Source organism: Reyranella massiliensis 521, from assembly GCF_000312425.1.
Lineage (GTDB): Bacteria > Pseudomonadota > Alphaproteobacteria > Reyranellales > Reyranellaceae > Reyranella > Reyranella massiliensis.
Genome location: NZ_HE997181.1, coordinates 2,452,971 through 2,469,526 on the forward strand (window position 1 = coordinate 2,452,971; position 16,556 = coordinate 2,469,526).

At 66.4% G+C, this 16,556-nt stretch carries 17 protein-coding genes; 8 read left to right on the top strand and 9 right to left on the bottom strand.

Features of this window, described 5'->3' with window-relative positions; genetic code table 11:
* Positions 1–80 precede the first annotated feature (80 nt).
* The 5 genes from BN60_RS12080 to BN60_RS12100 all read right to left on the bottom strand — a co-directional run bounded on the left by BN60_RS12080 (position 81) and on the right by BN60_RS12100 (position 4,341).
* Positions 81–860 (bottom strand): SDR family oxidoreductase, encoded by a 780-nt coding sequence (locus BN60_RS12080; protein ID WP_020696309.1) that lies wholly within the window; start codon positions 858–860, stop codon positions 81–83.
* A 141-nt stretch (positions 861–1,001) separates the two neighbouring features.
* Entirely contained in the window at positions 1,002–1,463 is a 462-nt protein-coding gene (locus tag BN60_RS12085; protein WP_020696310.1) for a DUF2147 domain-containing protein, read from the bottom strand.
* 14 nt (positions 1,464–1,477) lie between these two features.
* Positions 1,478–2,161 (bottom strand): P-loop NTPase family protein, encoded by a 684-nt coding sequence (locus BN60_RS12090; RefSeq protein WP_020696311.1) that lies wholly within the window; start codon positions 2,159–2,161, stop codon positions 1,478–1,480.
* Between the two features lie 18 nt (positions 2,162–2,179).
* Positions 2,180–3,268 carry an AI-2E family transporter gene (locus BN60_RS12095; protein ID WP_020696312.1) on the bottom strand — a complete coding sequence of 363 codons (1,089 nt, stop codon included), beginning with the start codon at positions 3,266–3,268 and terminating at the stop codon, positions 2,180–2,182.
* Positions 3,247–4,341 (bottom strand): DUF2066 domain-containing protein, encoded by a 1,095-nt coding sequence (locus BN60_RS12100; protein ID WP_020696313.1) that lies wholly within the window; start codon positions 4,339–4,341, stop codon positions 3,247–3,249. The genes BN60_RS12095 and BN60_RS12100 overlap by 22 nt, the downstream gene beginning before the upstream one ends.
* Positions 4,342–4,400: 59 nt before the next feature.
* On the opposite strand from BN60_RS12100, the gene purM reads away from it, so the two are divergent.
* From purM to BN60_RS12115, 3 genes are read left to right on the top strand one after another with little or no spacing between them, the layout of a single operon-like run.
* Entirely contained in the window at positions 4,401–5,528 is a 1,128-nt protein-coding gene (gene purM / locus BN60_RS12105; RefSeq protein WP_425357810.1) for a phosphoribosylformylglycinamidine cyclo-ligase, read from the top strand.
* Entirely contained in the window at positions 5,516–6,166 is a 651-nt protein-coding gene (gene purN / locus BN60_RS12110; RefSeq protein WP_020696315.1) for a phosphoribosylglycinamide formyltransferase, read from the top strand. Before purM ends, purN begins: the two co-directional genes overlap by 13 nt.
* Before the next feature lie 41 nt (positions 6,167–6,207).
* Entirely contained in the window at positions 6,208–6,411 is a 204-nt protein-coding gene (locus BN60_RS12115; RefSeq protein ID WP_020696316.1) for an aa3-type cytochrome c oxidase subunit IV, read from the top strand.
* 72 nt (positions 6,412–6,483) lie between these two features.
* Here BN60_RS12115 and ndk read toward each other — a convergent pair whose 3' ends face one another.
* Positions 6,484–6,906, bottom strand: coding sequence for a nucleoside-diphosphate kinase (ndk, locus tag BN60_RS12120; protein WP_020696317.1), 423 nt, complete (start codon positions 6,904–6,906; stop codon positions 6,484–6,486).
* 113 nt (positions 6,907–7,019) lie between these two features.
* Between ndk and abc-f the strand changes: the two genes are divergently transcribed.
* Complete coding sequence (gene abc-f, locus BN60_RS12125) at positions 7,020–8,915, top strand: ribosomal protection-like ABC-F family protein (protein WP_020696318.1); 1,896 nt, start codon at positions 7,020–7,022, stop codon at positions 8,913–8,915.
* 3 nt (positions 8,916–8,918) lie between these two features.
* Here abc-f and BN60_RS12130 read toward each other — a convergent pair whose 3' ends face one another.
* Positions 8,919–10,145, bottom strand: a complete 1,227-nt coding sequence (locus BN60_RS12130; protein WP_020696319.1) for an MFS transporter — start codon at positions 10,143–10,145, stop codon at positions 8,919–8,921.
* A gap of 135 nt (positions 10,146–10,280) precedes the next feature.
* Here BN60_RS12130 and BN60_RS12135 point away from each other — a divergent pair, with 135 nt between their 5' ends.
* The 3 genes from BN60_RS12135 to BN60_RS12145 are packed head-to-tail and all read left to right on the top strand — an operon-like array spanning position 10,281 to position 13,029.
* Positions 10,281–11,318, top strand: coding sequence for a cyclase family protein (locus tag BN60_RS12135; protein ID WP_020696320.1), 1,038 nt, complete (start codon positions 10,281–10,283; stop codon positions 11,316–11,318).
* Between the two features lie 5 nt (positions 11,319–11,323).
* Positions 11,324–12,421 carry a class I SAM-dependent methyltransferase gene (locus tag BN60_RS12140; RefSeq protein ID WP_148283384.1) on the top strand — a complete coding sequence of 366 codons (1,098 nt, stop codon included), beginning with the start codon at positions 11,324–11,326 and terminating at the stop codon, positions 12,419–12,421.
* Positions 12,422–12,471: 50 nt separating this feature from the next.
* Complete coding sequence (locus BN60_RS12145) at positions 12,472–13,029, top strand: hypothetical protein (RefSeq protein WP_043283868.1); 558 nt, start codon at positions 12,472–12,474, stop codon at positions 13,027–13,029.
* Positions 13,030–13,046: 17 nt separating this feature from the next.
* On the opposite strand, the gene BN60_RS12150 is transcribed toward BN60_RS12145, so the two are convergent.
* The gene (locus tag BN60_RS12150) at positions 13,047–14,063 is read right to left on the bottom strand and encodes an amidohydrolase family protein (protein WP_043283870.1); all 1,017 of its coding nucleotides are present in this window, start codon (positions 14,061–14,063) and stop codon (positions 13,047–13,049) included.
* 227 nt (positions 14,064–14,290) lie between these two features.
* Between BN60_RS12150 and BN60_RS12155 the strand changes: the two genes are divergently transcribed.
* On the top strand, positions 14,291–16,084 hold the full coding sequence (locus BN60_RS12155; protein ID WP_020696324.1) for a sulfatase family protein: 1,794 nt from the start codon (positions 14,291–14,293) through the stop codon (positions 16,082–16,084).
* 16 nt (positions 16,085–16,100) lie between these two features.
* On the opposite strand, the gene BN60_RS12160 is transcribed toward BN60_RS12155, so the two are convergent.
* Complete coding sequence (locus BN60_RS12160) at positions 16,101–16,553, bottom strand: DNA polymerase III subunit chi (protein WP_020696325.1); 453 nt, start codon at positions 16,551–16,553, stop codon at positions 16,101–16,103.
* Positions 16,554–16,556: the final 3 nt, after the last annotated feature.

Consider the following 16,556-nt stretch of genomic DNA (forward strand, 5'->3'; position numbering starts at 1 on the left):
CAGGCCTTGGGAGTCCCTCTAGCACATCAACTGTAATATGTCTCGCCCGATGCAACTAGGGCGGTTAGATTTGTTGCCGCTCAGTAGGTGCCGGGGTACTGGCCGCCATCCATCAGGATGTTCTGGCCGGTCATGTAGCCGGCGTGGACGCTGCAGAGGAAGGCACACATCTTGCCGAATTCCTCGGCGGTACCGAAGCGGCCGGCGGGATGGGCCTTAGCGTTTGCCGCATACTCCTCCTCGAACTTGACCCCGGCCTTGGAGGCGCGCACGCGCATCGTGCCGCGCAGGCGGTCGGTATCGAAGGGGCCCGGCAGCAGGCCGTTGATCGTGACGCCGTTACGGATGGTCTTGCGCGCCACGCCGGCGACGAAGCCCGTGAGGCCGGATCGCGCGCCGTTGCTGAGACCGAGAATGTCGATGGGCGCCTTCACCGAACTCGACGTGATGTTGACGATGCGACCGAAGCCGCGCTTCATCATGCCGTCGACCGACGCCTTGATGAACTCGATGGGCGTCAGCATGTTGGCGTCGATCGCCTTGATCCAGTCGTCGCGGTTCCAGTCGCGGAAGTCGCCCGGCGGCGGGCCGCCGGCATTGTTCACGATGATGTCGGGCTCGGGGCAGGCCGCGAGGACCTGGTTGCGGCCGGCTTCCGTCGTCACGTCGACGGCGACCGCCGTCACCTTGACGCCGAACTTCCTGGCGATCTCGTCGGCCGTCGCATCGAGTTCCGACTTGGTGCGGGCGTTGATCACCAGATCGACGCCCTCTTCCGCCAGCGCCATCGCGCAGCCCTTGCCCAGTCCCTTGCTGGCCGCACACACGATCGCCTTGCGGCCTCTGATACCCATATCCATGACGTGTTCCTCTCGAAAGTAATCGGATTCTTACTGTCGTCCTGAGCGCAGCGAAGGACCTCATCGCCGCACGCGACAGGAGTTCTCCGTTGCCAACGCCATGAGATCCTTCGCTGCGCTCAGGATGACGGGGGCGCCGCTTCAGTTCACGCGCGTCCAGAGCTGCGTTTCGCCGAACATCGGCGTGCCGACATAGCCGCGCAGGCGCAGCTTGCCGTCGGGTTGCAGGGTGATGTTGGCGTTGTAGGTCTTGCCGTTCTCGCCGTTGTAGATCTTGCCGTCCTCGAAGGCGTTGGGATCGGACGTGGCCTTGAAGCCCCAGATGAGCGGCATGCCGAGCACCTTGCGGCCGCGCAGCGCCGGGTTCTCGTTGCGATAGTCGGTGGCGGCGTCGGGTGCGACGACCTTCTTGTCCGGCCCCTTGGGATCGATGAGGCCGGCAACGAAACCGCAGATCGGGCCGTTCGCGGCATCGGGGCATGGCCCGATCTTGACCTGCGCCACGCCCGACGCGGTGAGCCACGTGCCGGCCACACCCTGCTGCGCCGAAGCTGTCGACGCCAACAGGCCCAATACTGTAGCCAGAACCAACGTCTTCTTCATCGTCTTCCTCCCCCTCACGACGCTCCGCCGATTTCGGCCAGCACGTCGATGGCCAGCCGGCGGTCGATCTCGCGCCGTTCTGCCAGCGCACGCCGGTCGAGCGCGGCGACGACACGGCGGGCCGCTTCGGCCGAGCGTTCCATGCGCGACACGAGATACTGCACGACACCCGCGCCGGCGTGCAATTGCCGGTCGGCGAGTTGCTTCAGGATGATCGAGCCCAGCAGATCGTCGTCGGGCGGCGCGACGGCAACGGCCGGTGCGGCCCGCAACCGCGACGCCAGATCCGGCAGGGCGATGGCCCAGCGCGCCGGCGGCTCCGGCGAGATCAGCAGCAGCGAGCCCCGCCGCTCGCGCATCAGATTGTAGAGGTGGAAGAGCGCCCGCTCCGGCGCGCGCTGCGCCTCCTCGATCACGATGGCGGGCGATGCGGCGGCCAGCTCGGTCAGGTCGGCGACGCTCTTGCCGTCGAGGTCGGTGCCTTCCATCGCGACCGCCCCGCTCTGCACGGCCCAGATACGGCCGAGATGGGTCTTGCCGCAGCCCGTGGGGCCACTCAGCGACAGAGCCGGCGCGGGCCAGTCGGGCCAGCGATCGATCCAGGCCAGCGCCTCGCGATTGCCGTCGGCCACGACGAAGTCCTCGCGCGCATAGGTCGGCGGTGGAAGCGCGAGATCGAAGGTGAGTTGGTTCGCCATGACGTTCCGGCTGGCCGATCAGCTCGCGGTCCCGCGGTAGATGTCGCTCTCGCGGTAGCGCGCCAGGAGATGGCGCACGATCACGCCGGCCACAGCGGCCACCGGAACGGCCACCAGGACGCCGACGAAGCCGAACAGCGAGCCGCCCGCCAGCAGCGCGAACATGATCCACACCGGATGCAGCCCGACCCTATCCCCCACCAGCTTGGGCGAGAGCACGTTGCCTTCCAGCGTCTGGCCCACCAGGAACACCGCCGCGACCTTCGCGACGCCCATCCAGTCCGGCGGAAATTGCGCCAGCGCCATGCCGAGCGCCATCACCGCGCCGACGAACGTGCCGACAAAGGGAATGAACGAGATCGCGCCGGCGATGAGCCCGATGACCAGGCCGAACTGCAGGCCGACCAGCGACAGGCCGATTGCGTAGATCGAGCCCAATGCCAGGCAGACCAACGCCTGGCCACGCACATAGCCCGCAATCGCCGCGTTCGATTCACGAGCCAGCTTGCGGATCGTATCGGCATGGTCGCGCGGCAGGGCGCTGTCGATGGCCGCCAGCACCTTCTCCCAGTCGCGCAACAGGTAGAAGGTCACGACCGGCGTGATGAACAGCAGGCCCAGCAGGTTGATGATGGCGACGCCGCGCTGCGCGACGGTACCGGCAATGCCGCCCGCGACCGCGAACGCCTTGCCGGCCCATTGCGTGGCCTCGGTCTGAAGATCGCTCAGGGTGAGCGGCGACAGGCCGAATCTCTCGCGCAACGGTTCGACCAGCGGCTGGATGCGCTCCGCCACCTTCACGATATATTCCGGCGTCTTGACGATCAGCGCCTGCAGCTGGCCGAACAGCGGCGGCAGGATCGCCATGAAGAAGCCCACGGCGATCAACGCCGCCACGATCGTCACGGCCGTCGTCGCCATGGTGCGAGACAAGCCCATCCGCTGCAGGCGCAGGACGACGGGGTCAAGGAAGTAGGCCACCACCATGCCGACGACGAACGGCAGCAGGATGTCGTTCAGCAACCACAGGATCAGCAGGAAGGCGGCGGCCGCAATGACCCAGAAACGCCAGCGGCCCGAGGAAGTCACCGAGGCTGCAGGCGCCACTGGTCGGCGTCCTTGTCGAGCTGCAGGCCCGCCTGCGCCAGGATGCGCTGCAGTTCTTCGGGCGTGCCGAAATAGTCGAGGCGCAGTTCGGCGCGATCCGATTCGAGTTGCTTCACGGCCACGTTCTTGACCGCCGGCACCGAGCCCAGCCGCTGGCGAACCTGCACCCAGTCGCCCAGCGCGCGGATCGGCACGACGACATCGAGCGAGTCCTGCGAGTCGCGCCGCACGGTCGCAATGCCGCGCCAGTCCTCTTCGACCTTGGCATGCACCTTCTTGGCTGCATCGCCGAGCTGCGCGGCGTCGGCCAGCGACGTCTTGGCGATCTCGGTGCGCTGGCCGGTCTGCGTGTCGTAGCGCATGCCGCTCACGGTGAGCGGCCCGGACGCCTTGTCGCCTTCGACCGTCACCACGATGATGGTCGGCATGCGATAGCGCGCATTGAGCCGCGAGAGGGCCGAGATGTCGCCGACATAGGCTTCCTCGGGCGACATCGCGCCCTGGTCGGTCTGGTCGCCGCGCATCACGGTAACGGGCACCGCGCTGTTGGCGCCGCTGTTCGCGCCGTCGAGCTGCTGCCAGGCGTCGCGCCAGGGATTGCGGTCGTCCAGGGGCTGGAGGCCGTCCCGGCCCTTCCACAACGGCACGATCAGCGCCGGCTTCTGGACCGTCTCGACGGTCTTGGCGCCGGCCCCGCTCATCCACGCCTTCACCTGGTCGGGCGCGAAGACGACGGTCAGCGTGCCGATATAGCGGCCGGGCGCGGAACGCTCGCGCACGAATTCGACGCCGCGCACCATGCTGTCGAGCTGCGCCTCGCCGACCTGCGGCAAGCGGGCGCGGTCCTCCGGCGCCACCATACGATCCACAAGCATCTGCAGGGCCTTGCGGCGGGCATCGCGGATGCCCTGGTCGCGCGCCTTTATGGGGTCGGGGCCCGTGGCGTCGACATCGACGCCCTCGACGGTATACGCATTTGGAGCCTGCGCCAGGGCGGCTCCCGACAGGATGCCGGCAGCAAAGGCCGCGAGGAGCGCGGCGACAATCGTGGAGAACCAGCGTCCTATCGGCATTGCGGGGGTCCGGTTTTTGGCTATGTTCGCGCCACCTGTTTAGCATGAATGAGCCCGGCTTGAAGCCCGACGCCCCTCACGACGATTCTCCCGACGCCGCCGCCGAAGCGCGCGGCCACAATCGACCGCCTCTGACCTACAAGGATGCGGGCGTCGATATCGATGCAGGCGACGCGCTGGTCGAGCACATCAAACCGCTCGCACGCAGCACGAATCGTCCCGGCGTCATGGGCGGGCTCGGCGGCTTCGGCGGCCTGTTCGATCTCAAGGCCGCGGGCTTCAAGGATCCCATCCTGGTGTCCGGCACCGACGGCGTCGGCACCAAGCTCAAGGTCGCCATCGAAGCGGCGGTGCCCGATACGGTCGGCATCGACCTCGTGGCGATGTGCGTGAACGACATCGTCGTGCAGGGCGCCGAGCCGCTCTTCTTCCTCGACTACTATGCGAGCGGCCGGCTCGACGTCGATGTCGGCCGCCGCCTCGTCGCAGGCATCGCCGAGGGCTGCCGGCGTGCGGGCTGCGCGCTGGTCGGCGGCGAGACGGCCGAGATGCCCGGCATGTACGCCGACGGCGACTACGACCTCGCGGGCTTTTCCGTGGGCGCCGCCGAGCGCGACGCGCTGCTGCCGCGTGCCGACATTGCGGTCGGCGACGTCGTGCTGGGTCTCGCGTCGAGCGGCCCGCATTCCAACGGCTATTCGCTGGTCCGTCGCGTCGTCGAGCGCAGCGGGCTGAAGTATTCCGACAAGGCGCCCTTCGCCGGCACGTCGCTGGGCGAGGCGCTGCTGGAGCCGACGCGCATCTATGTGAAGCAGGTGCTGCAGGCAGTGCACGCGACCGGCGCGATCAAGGGCCTGGCTCATATCACCGGCGGCGGCTTGCCGGGCAACGTGCCGCGCTGCCTGCCGGACGGTCTGCGCGCCCGCCTCGACGCGCGGCGCTGGACGGCGCCCGCCGTGTTCCGCTGGCTGCATGAGGTAGGCCAGGTGCCGACCGACGACATGCTGCGCACCTTCAACTGTGGTCTCGGCATGATCGTCGTGACGGCAGCCGCCGATGCCGAGCGCGTGGCCAAGGCGCTGACCGACGCCGGCGAGACGGTGCATCACGTCGGCACCATCGAGCGCGCGCCGACCGACGAAGCCGACTGCGTCGTGGACCACGCCGACACTCTATGGCGAAGCTGAAGGTCGGCGTTCTGATCTCGGGACGCGGCAGCAACATGGCGGCGCTGATCCGCGCCGCCGAAGCCGCCGACTATCCCGCCGAGATCGCCTGCGTCGTGAGCAACAAGGCCGACGCGCCGGGCCTTGCGATCGCGGCGGCCGCAGGCGTGCCGACGGCGGTTGTCTCCCATCGCGACCATCCTGACCGCGAGGCGTTCGATCGTGCGGTCTCCGCGGAGCTGGAACGCCATGGCGTGGGCTTCGTGGTGCTGGCGGGCTTCATGCGCATCTTCAGCCCCTGGTTCCCCACGCGCTGGGCCGGACGGCTGATCAACATCCACCCGTCCCTGCTGCCGGCCTTCAAGGGCATGCACGTCCATCGCCAGGCGCTCGACGCCGGCGTGCGGCTGAGCGGCTGCACCGCGCATCTCGTGACGCCCGACCTCGATTCCGGGCCGATCATCGCGCAGGCGGCCGTGCCGGTACTGGCGGACGACACCGAGGAGACACTTTCAGCACGCATCCTGCGGCAGGAGCATCGGCTCTATCCGCTGGTGGTGCGCTGGTTTGCCGAGGGCCGGATCGTGGTCGAGGGCGAAAAGGTCGCGGTGAACGGCGTTCCGCCCGCGGCGACGCTCCTCTTCTCCCCTGAACACTAGTTCTGTATATAGTGGCCAACGCTTTTCATTGGGGACGAGATATGGCAGAGGCGCAGGACGACTACCGGGAACACCAGCAGACTTACGAGGGCTTCAGCAAGCTCGTGACCTTCTCGCTGTTGTGGATCGTGGTGATCCTGGCGTCGATGGCGCTGGGCATCGTGGGCGGCCTGTCGATCCTTGGCCTGCTCCTGGGCGTCGGCGGTTCGATCGCCCTGCTGATCGGTTTTGCCGTCTTGAGCTGACGCTCCGGCAGAACGCAGACAAAAGAAAAGCGGCCCTCTCGGGCCGCTTTTTTTCGTTTCGAGAGGCCGGCTTCAGCCGACGATCTCGGAGCCTGCGAAGAAATAAGCGATCTCGATCGCGGCATTTTCCGGCGAATCCGAACCGTGCACCGAGTTGGCTTCGATCGATTCGGCAAAATCCTTGCGGATGGTGCCGGCATCGGCGTTGGCCGGGTTGGTGGCACCCATGATCTCGCGGTTCTTGGCGACGGCGTTCTCGCCTTCCAGAACCTGCACGACGACGGGGCCCGACGTCATGAAGGTGCACAGGTCGTTGAAGAACGGACGCGCCTTGTGCACGCCGTAGAACTGCTCGGCCTGCTGGCGGCTCATCCAGATGCGCCGCTGGGCGACGATGCGCAGACCCTTTTCCTCGAACCGGGCGTTGATCTTGCCGGTCAGGTTCCGGCGGGTCGCGTCCGGCTTGATGATCGAGAAAGTGCGTTCGACGGCCATGTTTTCCTCTTGCCCGTATGCATTTGGCATGTGGGCGCGCCTTATAAACGCGGGGTCCCGGTGCGGCAAGCCGGTTGGACCGGCCTCCCCCGCATGCTAAACGCCGCCACCCCATGCTTCATGTCAGCGACCTGTCCTTTCGTCACGGCGAACGCGTTCTCTTCGACCGCGCGTCGGTGGCTTTCTCCGATGGCTGGAAGGTCGGCCTGGTCGGCCGCAACGGCGCGGGCAAATCAACCCTGCTGCGCATTATCCAGGGCCAGATCGAGGCGGACGCGGGCGAGATCAACCTGATGGGCCGCACCCGTATCGGCTCGGTGCCGCAGGATCCGCCGGGCGGTGACATTCCCGTCCTCGACGCCGTGCTGGCGGCCGACGTCGAGCGCACCGCGCTGATGGCGGAAGCCGAAACCAGCCACGACGGCATACGGCTTGCCGAGATCCACATGCGGCTCGACGAGATCGGCGCTGCTTCCGCACCCTCGCGCGCCGCCGCGATCCTGAGCGGCCTCGGTTTCGACAACGATGCCCAGTCGCGGCCGTGCGGCGAGTTCTCCGGCGGCTGGCGCATGCGCGTCGCGCTGGCCGGCACGCTGTTCAGCGATCCCGACCTGTTGATCCTCGACGAACCGTCGAACCATCTCGATATCGAAGCCATGATGTGGCTGACCGAGCATCTGCGGAAATTCCGCAACACGCTCCTGATGGTCAGCCACGACCGCGACCTGCTGAACGACGTGTGCGACCACATCGTACATATCGACCAGCAGAAGCTCGTGCCCTACACCGGCAACTACGACTTCTTCGAGCGCACGCGCGCCGAGCGACTGGCCAACGATGCCGCGCAGCAGGCCAAGGTGGCCGCGCAGCGCAAGCACATGCAAGCCTTCGTCGACCGCTTCAAGGCCAAGGCCAGCAAGGCGCGTCAGGCGCAGTCGCGCATGAAGATGATCGAGAAGCTGGGCCCCGTCGCCTCGGTGCCCATCGAGGAGAGGATCGCCTTCAACTTCCCCTCGCCCGACATCCTCGCCTCGCCGATCGAGACCCTGGACGGCGTGACGGTGGGCTATCCCGACGGGCCGCCGATCCTGCGCAACCTCGACTTGCGCATCGACATGGACGACCGCATCGCCCTGCTCGGCCAGAACGGCAACGGCAAGTCGACCTTCATCCGCGTCCTGTCCGACCGGCTGCAGCCGCGCGAGGGCCGCATCAAGCGCACGCCCAAGCTGCGTGTCGGCTACTTCTCGCAGGACCAGGAAGAGAGCCTCGACTACGAGGCGACGCCGTTCGACCACATGAACCGCGCGCTGGGTCCGGGCAGCGGCGAGGCCAAGGTGCGCGCCCAGCTCGGCCGCTTCGGCTTCTCGCGCGACCGCGCCAACCTCAAGGTCGGCGTGCTGTCCGGCGGCGAGAAGACACGCCTGCTGCTGGCGCTGGCCACCCGCAACGCGCCGCACATGCTGCTGCTCGACGAGCCGACCAACCATCTCGACATGGATGCGCGCGCCTCGCTGGTCGACGCCATCAACGACTTCGAGGGCGCCGTCGTGCTGGTGAGCCACGATACGCATCTGGTGAAGATGGTGGCCGACCAGCTCTGGGTCGTGGCCAACGGCAATGTCGTGCCCTTCGACGGCGATATCGACGACTACCAGGCGCGGCTGCTGCGCGAACGCAGCGGCCGACCTGCCAAGGAAGGCAAGGGCAAGAAGGATAAGAAAGAGAAGAAGGAGAAGGCCGCGTCTGCGCCCGCTCCCGCACCGGCACCCTCCGAGAAGGTGAAGCGCGGGCCCTTGAAGCGCGCCCTGGAAGCCGCCGAAAAGAGCATCGCGACGCTCACCAAGCAGCGCAACGACATCGAGGCCAAGCTCGCCGATCCCGCGACCTACTCAGGCCCGCCGACTGTCGCCGCCGAGCTGCAGAAGGAAAAGCTGCGGCTGGAGCGCGAGCTGGCGCATGCCGAGCACGAGTGGATGGTCGCGCAGGAAGCCTTCGAGGCGGCCTGATCCTTAGTCTGCCGCGGCGGGTGCCGCCTTATGCGTGACGCTCTGGCGGAGCGACATCACGATGCCGACATTCGCCACGTAGAGACCGATCGCGATCCAGAAGATAACGGCGGGCAGTCCCAGGTTCATGAGATAGCCGAACAGCGGCGGCGCCAGGAACGAGCCGATGTCGAGCCCGGAATAGACGAAGCCGAACACCTTGCCGGTGGCGCCGGGTGGCGTGGCGTTGCGCACGATCATGTCGCGCGACGGGTTGGTCGCCCCGCCCGCCGCGCCGGCCAGCGCCAGCACGATCGGCAGCAGCGCCGGCGACACCGCTTGCATGGCGATCGGCACCGTGAAGGCCGCCGCAACGATCAACCCGATGGCCGCGACGCGATCGTGGCGGCGCACGCGGTCGGCAAAGAGACCACCCACCAGCATGCCCGCCGCCGAGCCCACGATGAACACGATCAGGCAGAAGGCGGCATAGGTTTCGGTGACGCCGAACATGCTGCCCCAGGCCGGCACCGCAAACTGCTGGATGCCGACCGTGTTGGCCGCGAGCAACGCGAAGTAGACGAGACAGAGCAGCAAGGTCGGCTGCAGGAAGAGCGTCAGCGCCGGCGTCGTGCCGTGCTGCGCGGCGGCCGCACGTTCCTTGATGCGATGATCGACCAGCTCGCGACGATGGATGAGCACCAGGAACGACAGGATGATGCCCGGCAGCGCGCCGATCAGCGCCGCGCCGATCCAGCCGAACAGGCTGTCGAGGAAGTACATGACCGGCGCCGCCGCCCATCCCAGCGAGCCGCCGAGGCCGTGGATGCTGTAGGCGCGGCCGAGCCTGCTTTGCGTGACGGACGAGTTGAGCAGTGCGAAGTCGGCCGGATGAAAGACCGAATTGCCGAGCCCCGCAACGACGGCGATGGCGGCGAAGGCCGGGAACGAATGGGCGAAGGAGATCAGCCCCAGGCCGACGCCGACGACGAACAGGCCACCGGCCAGGATCGGCCGCGCGCCGAAGCGGTCGACCGCGAAGCCTGCCGCGGTCTGCGCCACGCCGGAAACGCCGTAGAAGATGCCGGCCAGCAGGCCGACATCGGCATAGCTGAGGCCCACTTCCTGTCGAACGATCAGCAGCATCGTCGCAAAGGCGAGCTGATAGTAGTGGCTGGCGCCATGGGCGACGCCGATCAGACTGATCACGCGGACATCGTGCCGAAACGGCTCGGCGGTGGTTGCAGACATCGACACCTCTTGGCGGCGATACTAGGCGATCCGCTGCGCGAACGTTCTCCGGAAATCTGCGGGGGAGCCATGCGCTCGTGATGACGCGATGCAATATCGCTTGCTAGTGTCCGCGCCGGCATTAGGGAGAAGCGTATGAAAAGATGGAAGCACCGTCCGGAAGGCTCGACCTGGGGCGATTGGGGCGACGACGATCAGCTCGGTCGCCTTAACCTGATCACCCCGAAGAAAGTGCTCGAAGGCATCGCCGAGGTGAAGGAAGGCATGTCGTTCTGCCTGAGCCTTCCTCTCGATTTTCCCGGCGGCAACGTGCTCAACGCGCGCCGACTGCCGCCCGTCCTGTCGCCCACCGGCGACGAGAATGGCTGGCGCTTCAACTTCCTGACGAACACCCTCAACCCGATGTTCGTGGACGTGGCGAGCGACGACCGCGTGATCCTGACGCTGCAGTATTCGACACAGTGGGACACGCTCGCCCATGTCGGCGGCATGTTCGACGCCGACGGCGACGGCGTACCCGAGCCGCTCTACTACAACGGCTACAAGGCGGGCTCCGATGTGGTCGGCCCGCAGCCCGATGCCGGCCGCGACGGCTGCGGCCATCTCTCCTATGCCCACAAGCTCGGCGTCGAGAACATGGCGGCCAAGGCGATCCAGGGCCGCGCCGTCCTCGTCGATCTCGAGAAGCACTACGGTCGCGACCACAAGTACGTGAACTACGACGACTTCAAGCGCGTCCTCGACGCCGACAAGGTGGTGGTCGAACCGGGCGACATGCTGCTGCTCTACACCGGCTTCACCGACGAGATCGTGAAGATGGACAAGAAGGTCGATCCGGCCCGCGCGCATGCGATGTGCTGCGTGCTCGACGGCCGCGACAAGCGGCTGCTGCAGTGGATCACCGACAGCCAGATCTCCGCGCTGATCGCCGACAATTACGGCGTCGAGGCGGTCCCCGCCCTGCCCGGCCCGGAAGGCGCCGAGCATCCGTCGCTGCCGCTCCACAATCACTGCCTCTTCAAGCTCGGCCTGAACCTGGGCGAGATCTGGTGGCTGAAGGACCTGGCACTGTGGCTGCGCGACAAGAAGCGGTCGCGCTTCCTGCTGACGGCGCCGCCGCTGCGCCTGCCCGGCGCCGTCGGTTCGCCCGCGACTCCCGTCGCGACCGTCTGACCATCGTGGCTGCCCCATCGCTCTCGACACTCGTCGCGCAGGGTCTCAAAGCCGAACGCTTCGCGCTTGTGGATGTGGGCTGCTCGGGCGGCCTCGATCCCAAGTGGCGGGCGTTCGGGGCGCGCCTGCGCGCGCTCGGCATCGATGCCAGCGCCAGCGAGTGCCAGCGGCTGGCGGCCGCCGAAAGCAATCCCGACGTCGAATACGTCGCGGCCTTCGTCAGTCCGCGCGCCGACAAGCCGGTCGATCTCTCGGCCGGCCCGGCGGCGCCGCACATCATGAAGATGCGCGATCGCATGAGCTTCATGCGCACGCGCGAGATCCGCGAGGAGCGGCTGAAGACCGCTTCGGCCGAGGAGCAGTTCCGCCACAATGCCTGGGAGATGACCGGGCTTGCCGATCCGACCAAGCCTGTCGTCGTGCCCGACCTGCTGGCCAGCAAGGGCTGGACCGATCTCGACTATCTCAAGATCGACACCGACGGCATCGATTGGGAGATCCTGCAATCGTTCGACGGCCGTCTGGCGCCGCTCCATCTGCTCGCCGTCCAGCTCGAAGTGAACTTCATCGGCGACGGTTCGGCCGAGGAACACGCCTTCCACAACACCGACCGCTTCATGCGCCGCCAGGGCTTCGACCTGTTCCGGCTGGACGTGCGCAACTATTCCACGCGCGCCCTGCCCGCACCCTACATCTGGCCGACGCCGGCCGAGACGCACTCGGGCCGTCCGTTCCAGGGCGAGGCCTATTACGCGCTGGACCTCATTCGCCTTATCGGCGCCTCGGGATCCGAGTCCATGTCCGTCGAGAAGATCGCCAAGCTCGCGGCAATCCTCTCAGCCTGGGATGTCCCCGACGCCGCCGCCGAACTGCTGCTGCACTATCGCGAAAAGCTCGCTGCAACGTTCGACGTCCACCGCGGCCTCGATCTCCTGGCTGCCCAGGCCCAGCCCGAACGCGCACGGCCGCTCGGCTACCGCGATTACATGGCGAGGTTCGAAACCGATCCGCCGGATTTCTACCGGCCCGAAGGACCGATCCCTCTCGGCGAGCGCCTGAAGGCCGCATGGCGCGCCTACCTGTCGCCACGGTCGAAGCGATAGCCGGACGGAGCGCGCCGGCCCGTCGACGTCTGCAAGAAGGAGCATCGCCCGTGCCGAGCCCACTGGAAGCCGTCACCACATACTTCCATGCAAAGGACGGAAACCGTCCCTTCCTGATGCGCCAGGCCTTTGCCGAAGACATTCGCCTGGAAATGATCGTGAAGACCGAGGCGATCTCTTTTCCGAGTTCGGCCAACGGACTGGCCGAGATCGAGGAGGTTCTCGTTCGTCGCATCGCGACCGATTTCGAGAACGTCTACACCTTCGGCCTTGCGCGCCCGACGGCGGCCCATCGACGTCATTTTCCCTGTCACTGGCTGGTCGCCATGTCGGCCAGGAACGGAGGTGCGGTCCGGGTCGGGAGCGGACGTTACGACTGGTATTTCTCGCCCGACGCGCCGGGCCTCGTCGAGAAGCTGGTCATCACCATCGACGTGATGCAGGTCTTGCCGGCAGACGAACTCGGCAGCGTCATGAACTGGGTTGGCCGCCTGCCCTATCCCTGGTGCACGCCCGGCGAGGTTATAGCGGGCATGCCACGCATCGAGGCCCTCGCCCCCGTCGAACGCTACCTGAAAGAGGCTCGGCCGATTCCGCCGGAGAACTGACCGAGCAGCCCCTTGGGCTACGCTTTCAGCTTGAACACCCGCTGCGCGTTCGTCTCGTAGATCTGCTTACGCTCGGCCTCGGTCACGGCCGCGCCATCCATGAAGCGCACCGCCTCGGCATCGTCCTCGTAGGGGAAATCGGCAGCGAACAGGATGCGTTCGACGCCGAGCACGTCGAGCGAGAGCCGCAGCGCCGGCATCGAGGTCACGCCCGAGGTCGTGATGACGAAATTATCGAGGAAGTACTGGCTTGGCAGCTTGGGCAACTTGTCGACGGCGCCGATCTTCACTTCGAGCAGATAGCGGTTGTCGATGCGCTGCAGCCAGAACGGTATGCCCTCGCCCATGTGGCCGAGCACGATCTTGAGCTTGGGAAAACGATCGAACGTGCCCGACATGATCAGGCGCATGGCATGCAGCCCGGTCTCGGCGGCGAACCCCCAGCCGGCGAAGTAGAGGGCGTAGTCGAGATACGGCGCCACCATCGACGGCGCGGGCTCGCGCGGATGCAGGTAAATCGGCATGTCGAATGCCTCGGCCGCCTCGAAGATGGGCCGGTATTTGGGGGCGTCGAGATACTCGCCCATCGTATGGGAGTTGATGATCAGGCCGCAGAGGCCGAGCTTGCGGGCGGCGCGCTCGATCTCGCGCGCCGCGGCCGCCGGATCCTGCGGCGCGATCGCCGCCAGGCCGGCGAAGCGGGTCGGATGGGCTTTCACCGCCGCCGCCAGCGCATCGTTCGACTCCGCCGCCAGCCGTGTCGCCAACGCTGTCTCGAACACCTGCACGCCCGGCGAGGTGATCGACAGGATATGCATGTCGATGCCGAGCGAATCCATGTGAGCAATGCGGCCGGCGCCGATATCGAGTAGGCGATCGTCCAGCGGCTTGTTTGCAGGGGTCTGCGCCAGGATCGTTTCACCCATCTTGGCGAAGCCCGGCTCGACGTTGCCGCCGGCCAGCAGGACATGCCATTGCGCCATGATCTCGGGGGTCACGAAGGCTTCTTCCACCGCAATGCGCCGTATGGCCATGATCATGCTCCCCCGGGTGATCCAGTCTCGACCATCGTAGGTAGCGCAGCTCCAAGCAGGCGTCGATCAGAAGAGAGACTCAAGCCGTTTGCGGCTCTGGGTTACGCCGAAGTTGCAAATTCGGCCATGCCGCGTGGCGGATCTTCAAAGAACGATGGAGGTGAAAACCGAATGCCACCATTATCGCGAGAGAGAGCAAGACCGTCGTGAAGAGAGGAATTCATCGCATGTCAGGTACCGAAGACGATCCTCCCAATGCTTCGCGCCGGCTGGCGATGGCTTCAGGTGCAGCCCTGCTCGGCTCCACGCTCCTCGGCGGCATGTCGGCCCACGCCCAGACCGCTGGAGCGCCGGCTTCGACACCGGCGAACGACGCCATGCCGGCGGGCTACAACATCCTGTTCGTGCTGGTCGACCAGGAGCATTTCTTTCCGAAGTGGCCCTTCCCGGTGCCGGCGCGCGAGGCCATCAAGAAGAAGGCCGTCACCTTCCTCAATCATCAGGCGGCCTCGTGCGTGTGCTCCTCGGCCCGGTCCGTGGTCTATACGGGACAGCACATCCAGCACACCACCATCGCCGACAATCTGAACTATGCCTGGCAGCGCGATCTGCCGACCAACATCAAGACCATCGGCCACCGCCTGACCGAGCTCGGCTACCACGCCGCCTACCAGGGCAAGTGGCACCTCTCGGCCAATCTCGATCTCACGGACAAGGCGATCGATGCGCCGCTTGCCAAGTATCGCGAAACCATCGCGTCCTACGGCTTCAAGGACTTCTTCGGCGTCGGCGACCTGATCGACCTCACCTTGGGCGGCTACAAGTACGACGACACGACGCTGGCCTCGGCGATCACCTGGCTGCGGACGGAAGCGGAGACGCTGCGCACCAAAGGGCAGCCCTGGTATCTCGCCGTCAACTTCGTCAATCCGCACGACGTGATGTACTTCAACTCCGACCTGCCGACGGAGAACATCCAGAGCGCCAGCCATGCCATGCCCATCGCACGTGCGCCCGACGACGAACTCTACCGCGCGACCTGGGACAACTCGCCGTTGCCCGCCAACCGGCACCAATCGTTCGACAGTCCCGGCCGGCCCGTCGCCCAGAAGATCTACCAGCAGATTCTGGATCTGCAGGTCGGCAAGTGGCCGGACGAGGATCGCCGCTGGCGGGCGCTGCGCGACTACTACTTCAACGCCATCCGCGATTGCGACCGCAAGGTCGAGCTGCTGCTCGACGCGCTGCGCAACAACGGCATGGACAAGAACACCATTGTGGTCTTCACCGCCGATCACGGCGAGATGGGCGGTGGCCATCAGATGCGCGGCAAAGGAACCAACGCCTACTGGCAGCAGAACCACCTGCCGCTGATGATCCATCATCCCGCCTTCCAGGGCGGCACCGAGTGCCAGGCCGTCACCTCGCAGCTCGACCTCACGCCCACCATCATCGGCCTGACCGGCAAGGATTCGGTGGCACGGACGCGGGCGTCCGAGGGCCTGAAGGGCAAGGACTTCTCGTCGTGGCTGCGCAACCCGGCGCAGGCGGGCGTGCACTCGATCCGGCCCTCCTCCCTCTACAATTTCGACATGCTGTCGTTCCAGGATCCCAAGTGGGCAGCGATGACCGTCGACACCCGCGCCTATCGCGCCGACACACCGGAGAAGCAGCTCGCGGCGCTGGCCGGAAATCCCCCCAACTTCCTCAACAGGGTCGCGATCCGCAGCATCTGGGACGGCCGCTATCGCTTCTCGCGCTACTTCTCGCCGGTCCGCTTCAACACGCCGAAGTCGCTGGAAGAACTCTTCGCCATGAACGACGTGGAGGTCTACGACCGCCGCGAGGATCCCGAGGAGATGAACAATCTCGCCGTCGACCGGAAGAAGAACGGCGATCTGATCGTGGCACTGAACCAGGAAGCCAACCGGCGCATCGCGGAAGAAGTCGGCGAAGACAACGGCCACTTCCTGCCGATTCGCGACGGCAAGTGGAAGTTCCCGCCTGCCAGCGAAAGATAGGCGACGGGCGCTCGGGCTAAGCCTTCTTCTCCCAGCTGCCGGTCTGTGTCTGTTGCCAGTAGACGACGGCATGGCCGGCGGACTTGTAGGTCTTCCAGCGTTCGCGGGCGTCGGCGACGGCGGTGTCGTCGCGCCCGTCGAACAGCTCGAAGCAGCGCTTGTAGTCGCCCACTTTGTCCGAACGCGCGCGGTCGGCCACGAACAGGAACGACGCGCCGTTCGGATTCTCGTCGAGATGCGTCAGCCACACCGGCTGGCGGTCGGCTTCGCCGTCACGGGCCGAGCCGTGCGGCAGGAAGCCGTTGGGATCGTAGGTCCACAGATGCGTGTTGAGGGAGTCGACCCGCTCGGCCGAGCCCAGCATCACGACAGCGCGCTCGCCCGCCTGCAGGGTCTTCACCAGCAGGCGGGGCAAGGCGTCTTCGAGCGACGAACGGGTCAGGTGATAGAAGTTGACCTCGGTCGCCATGGC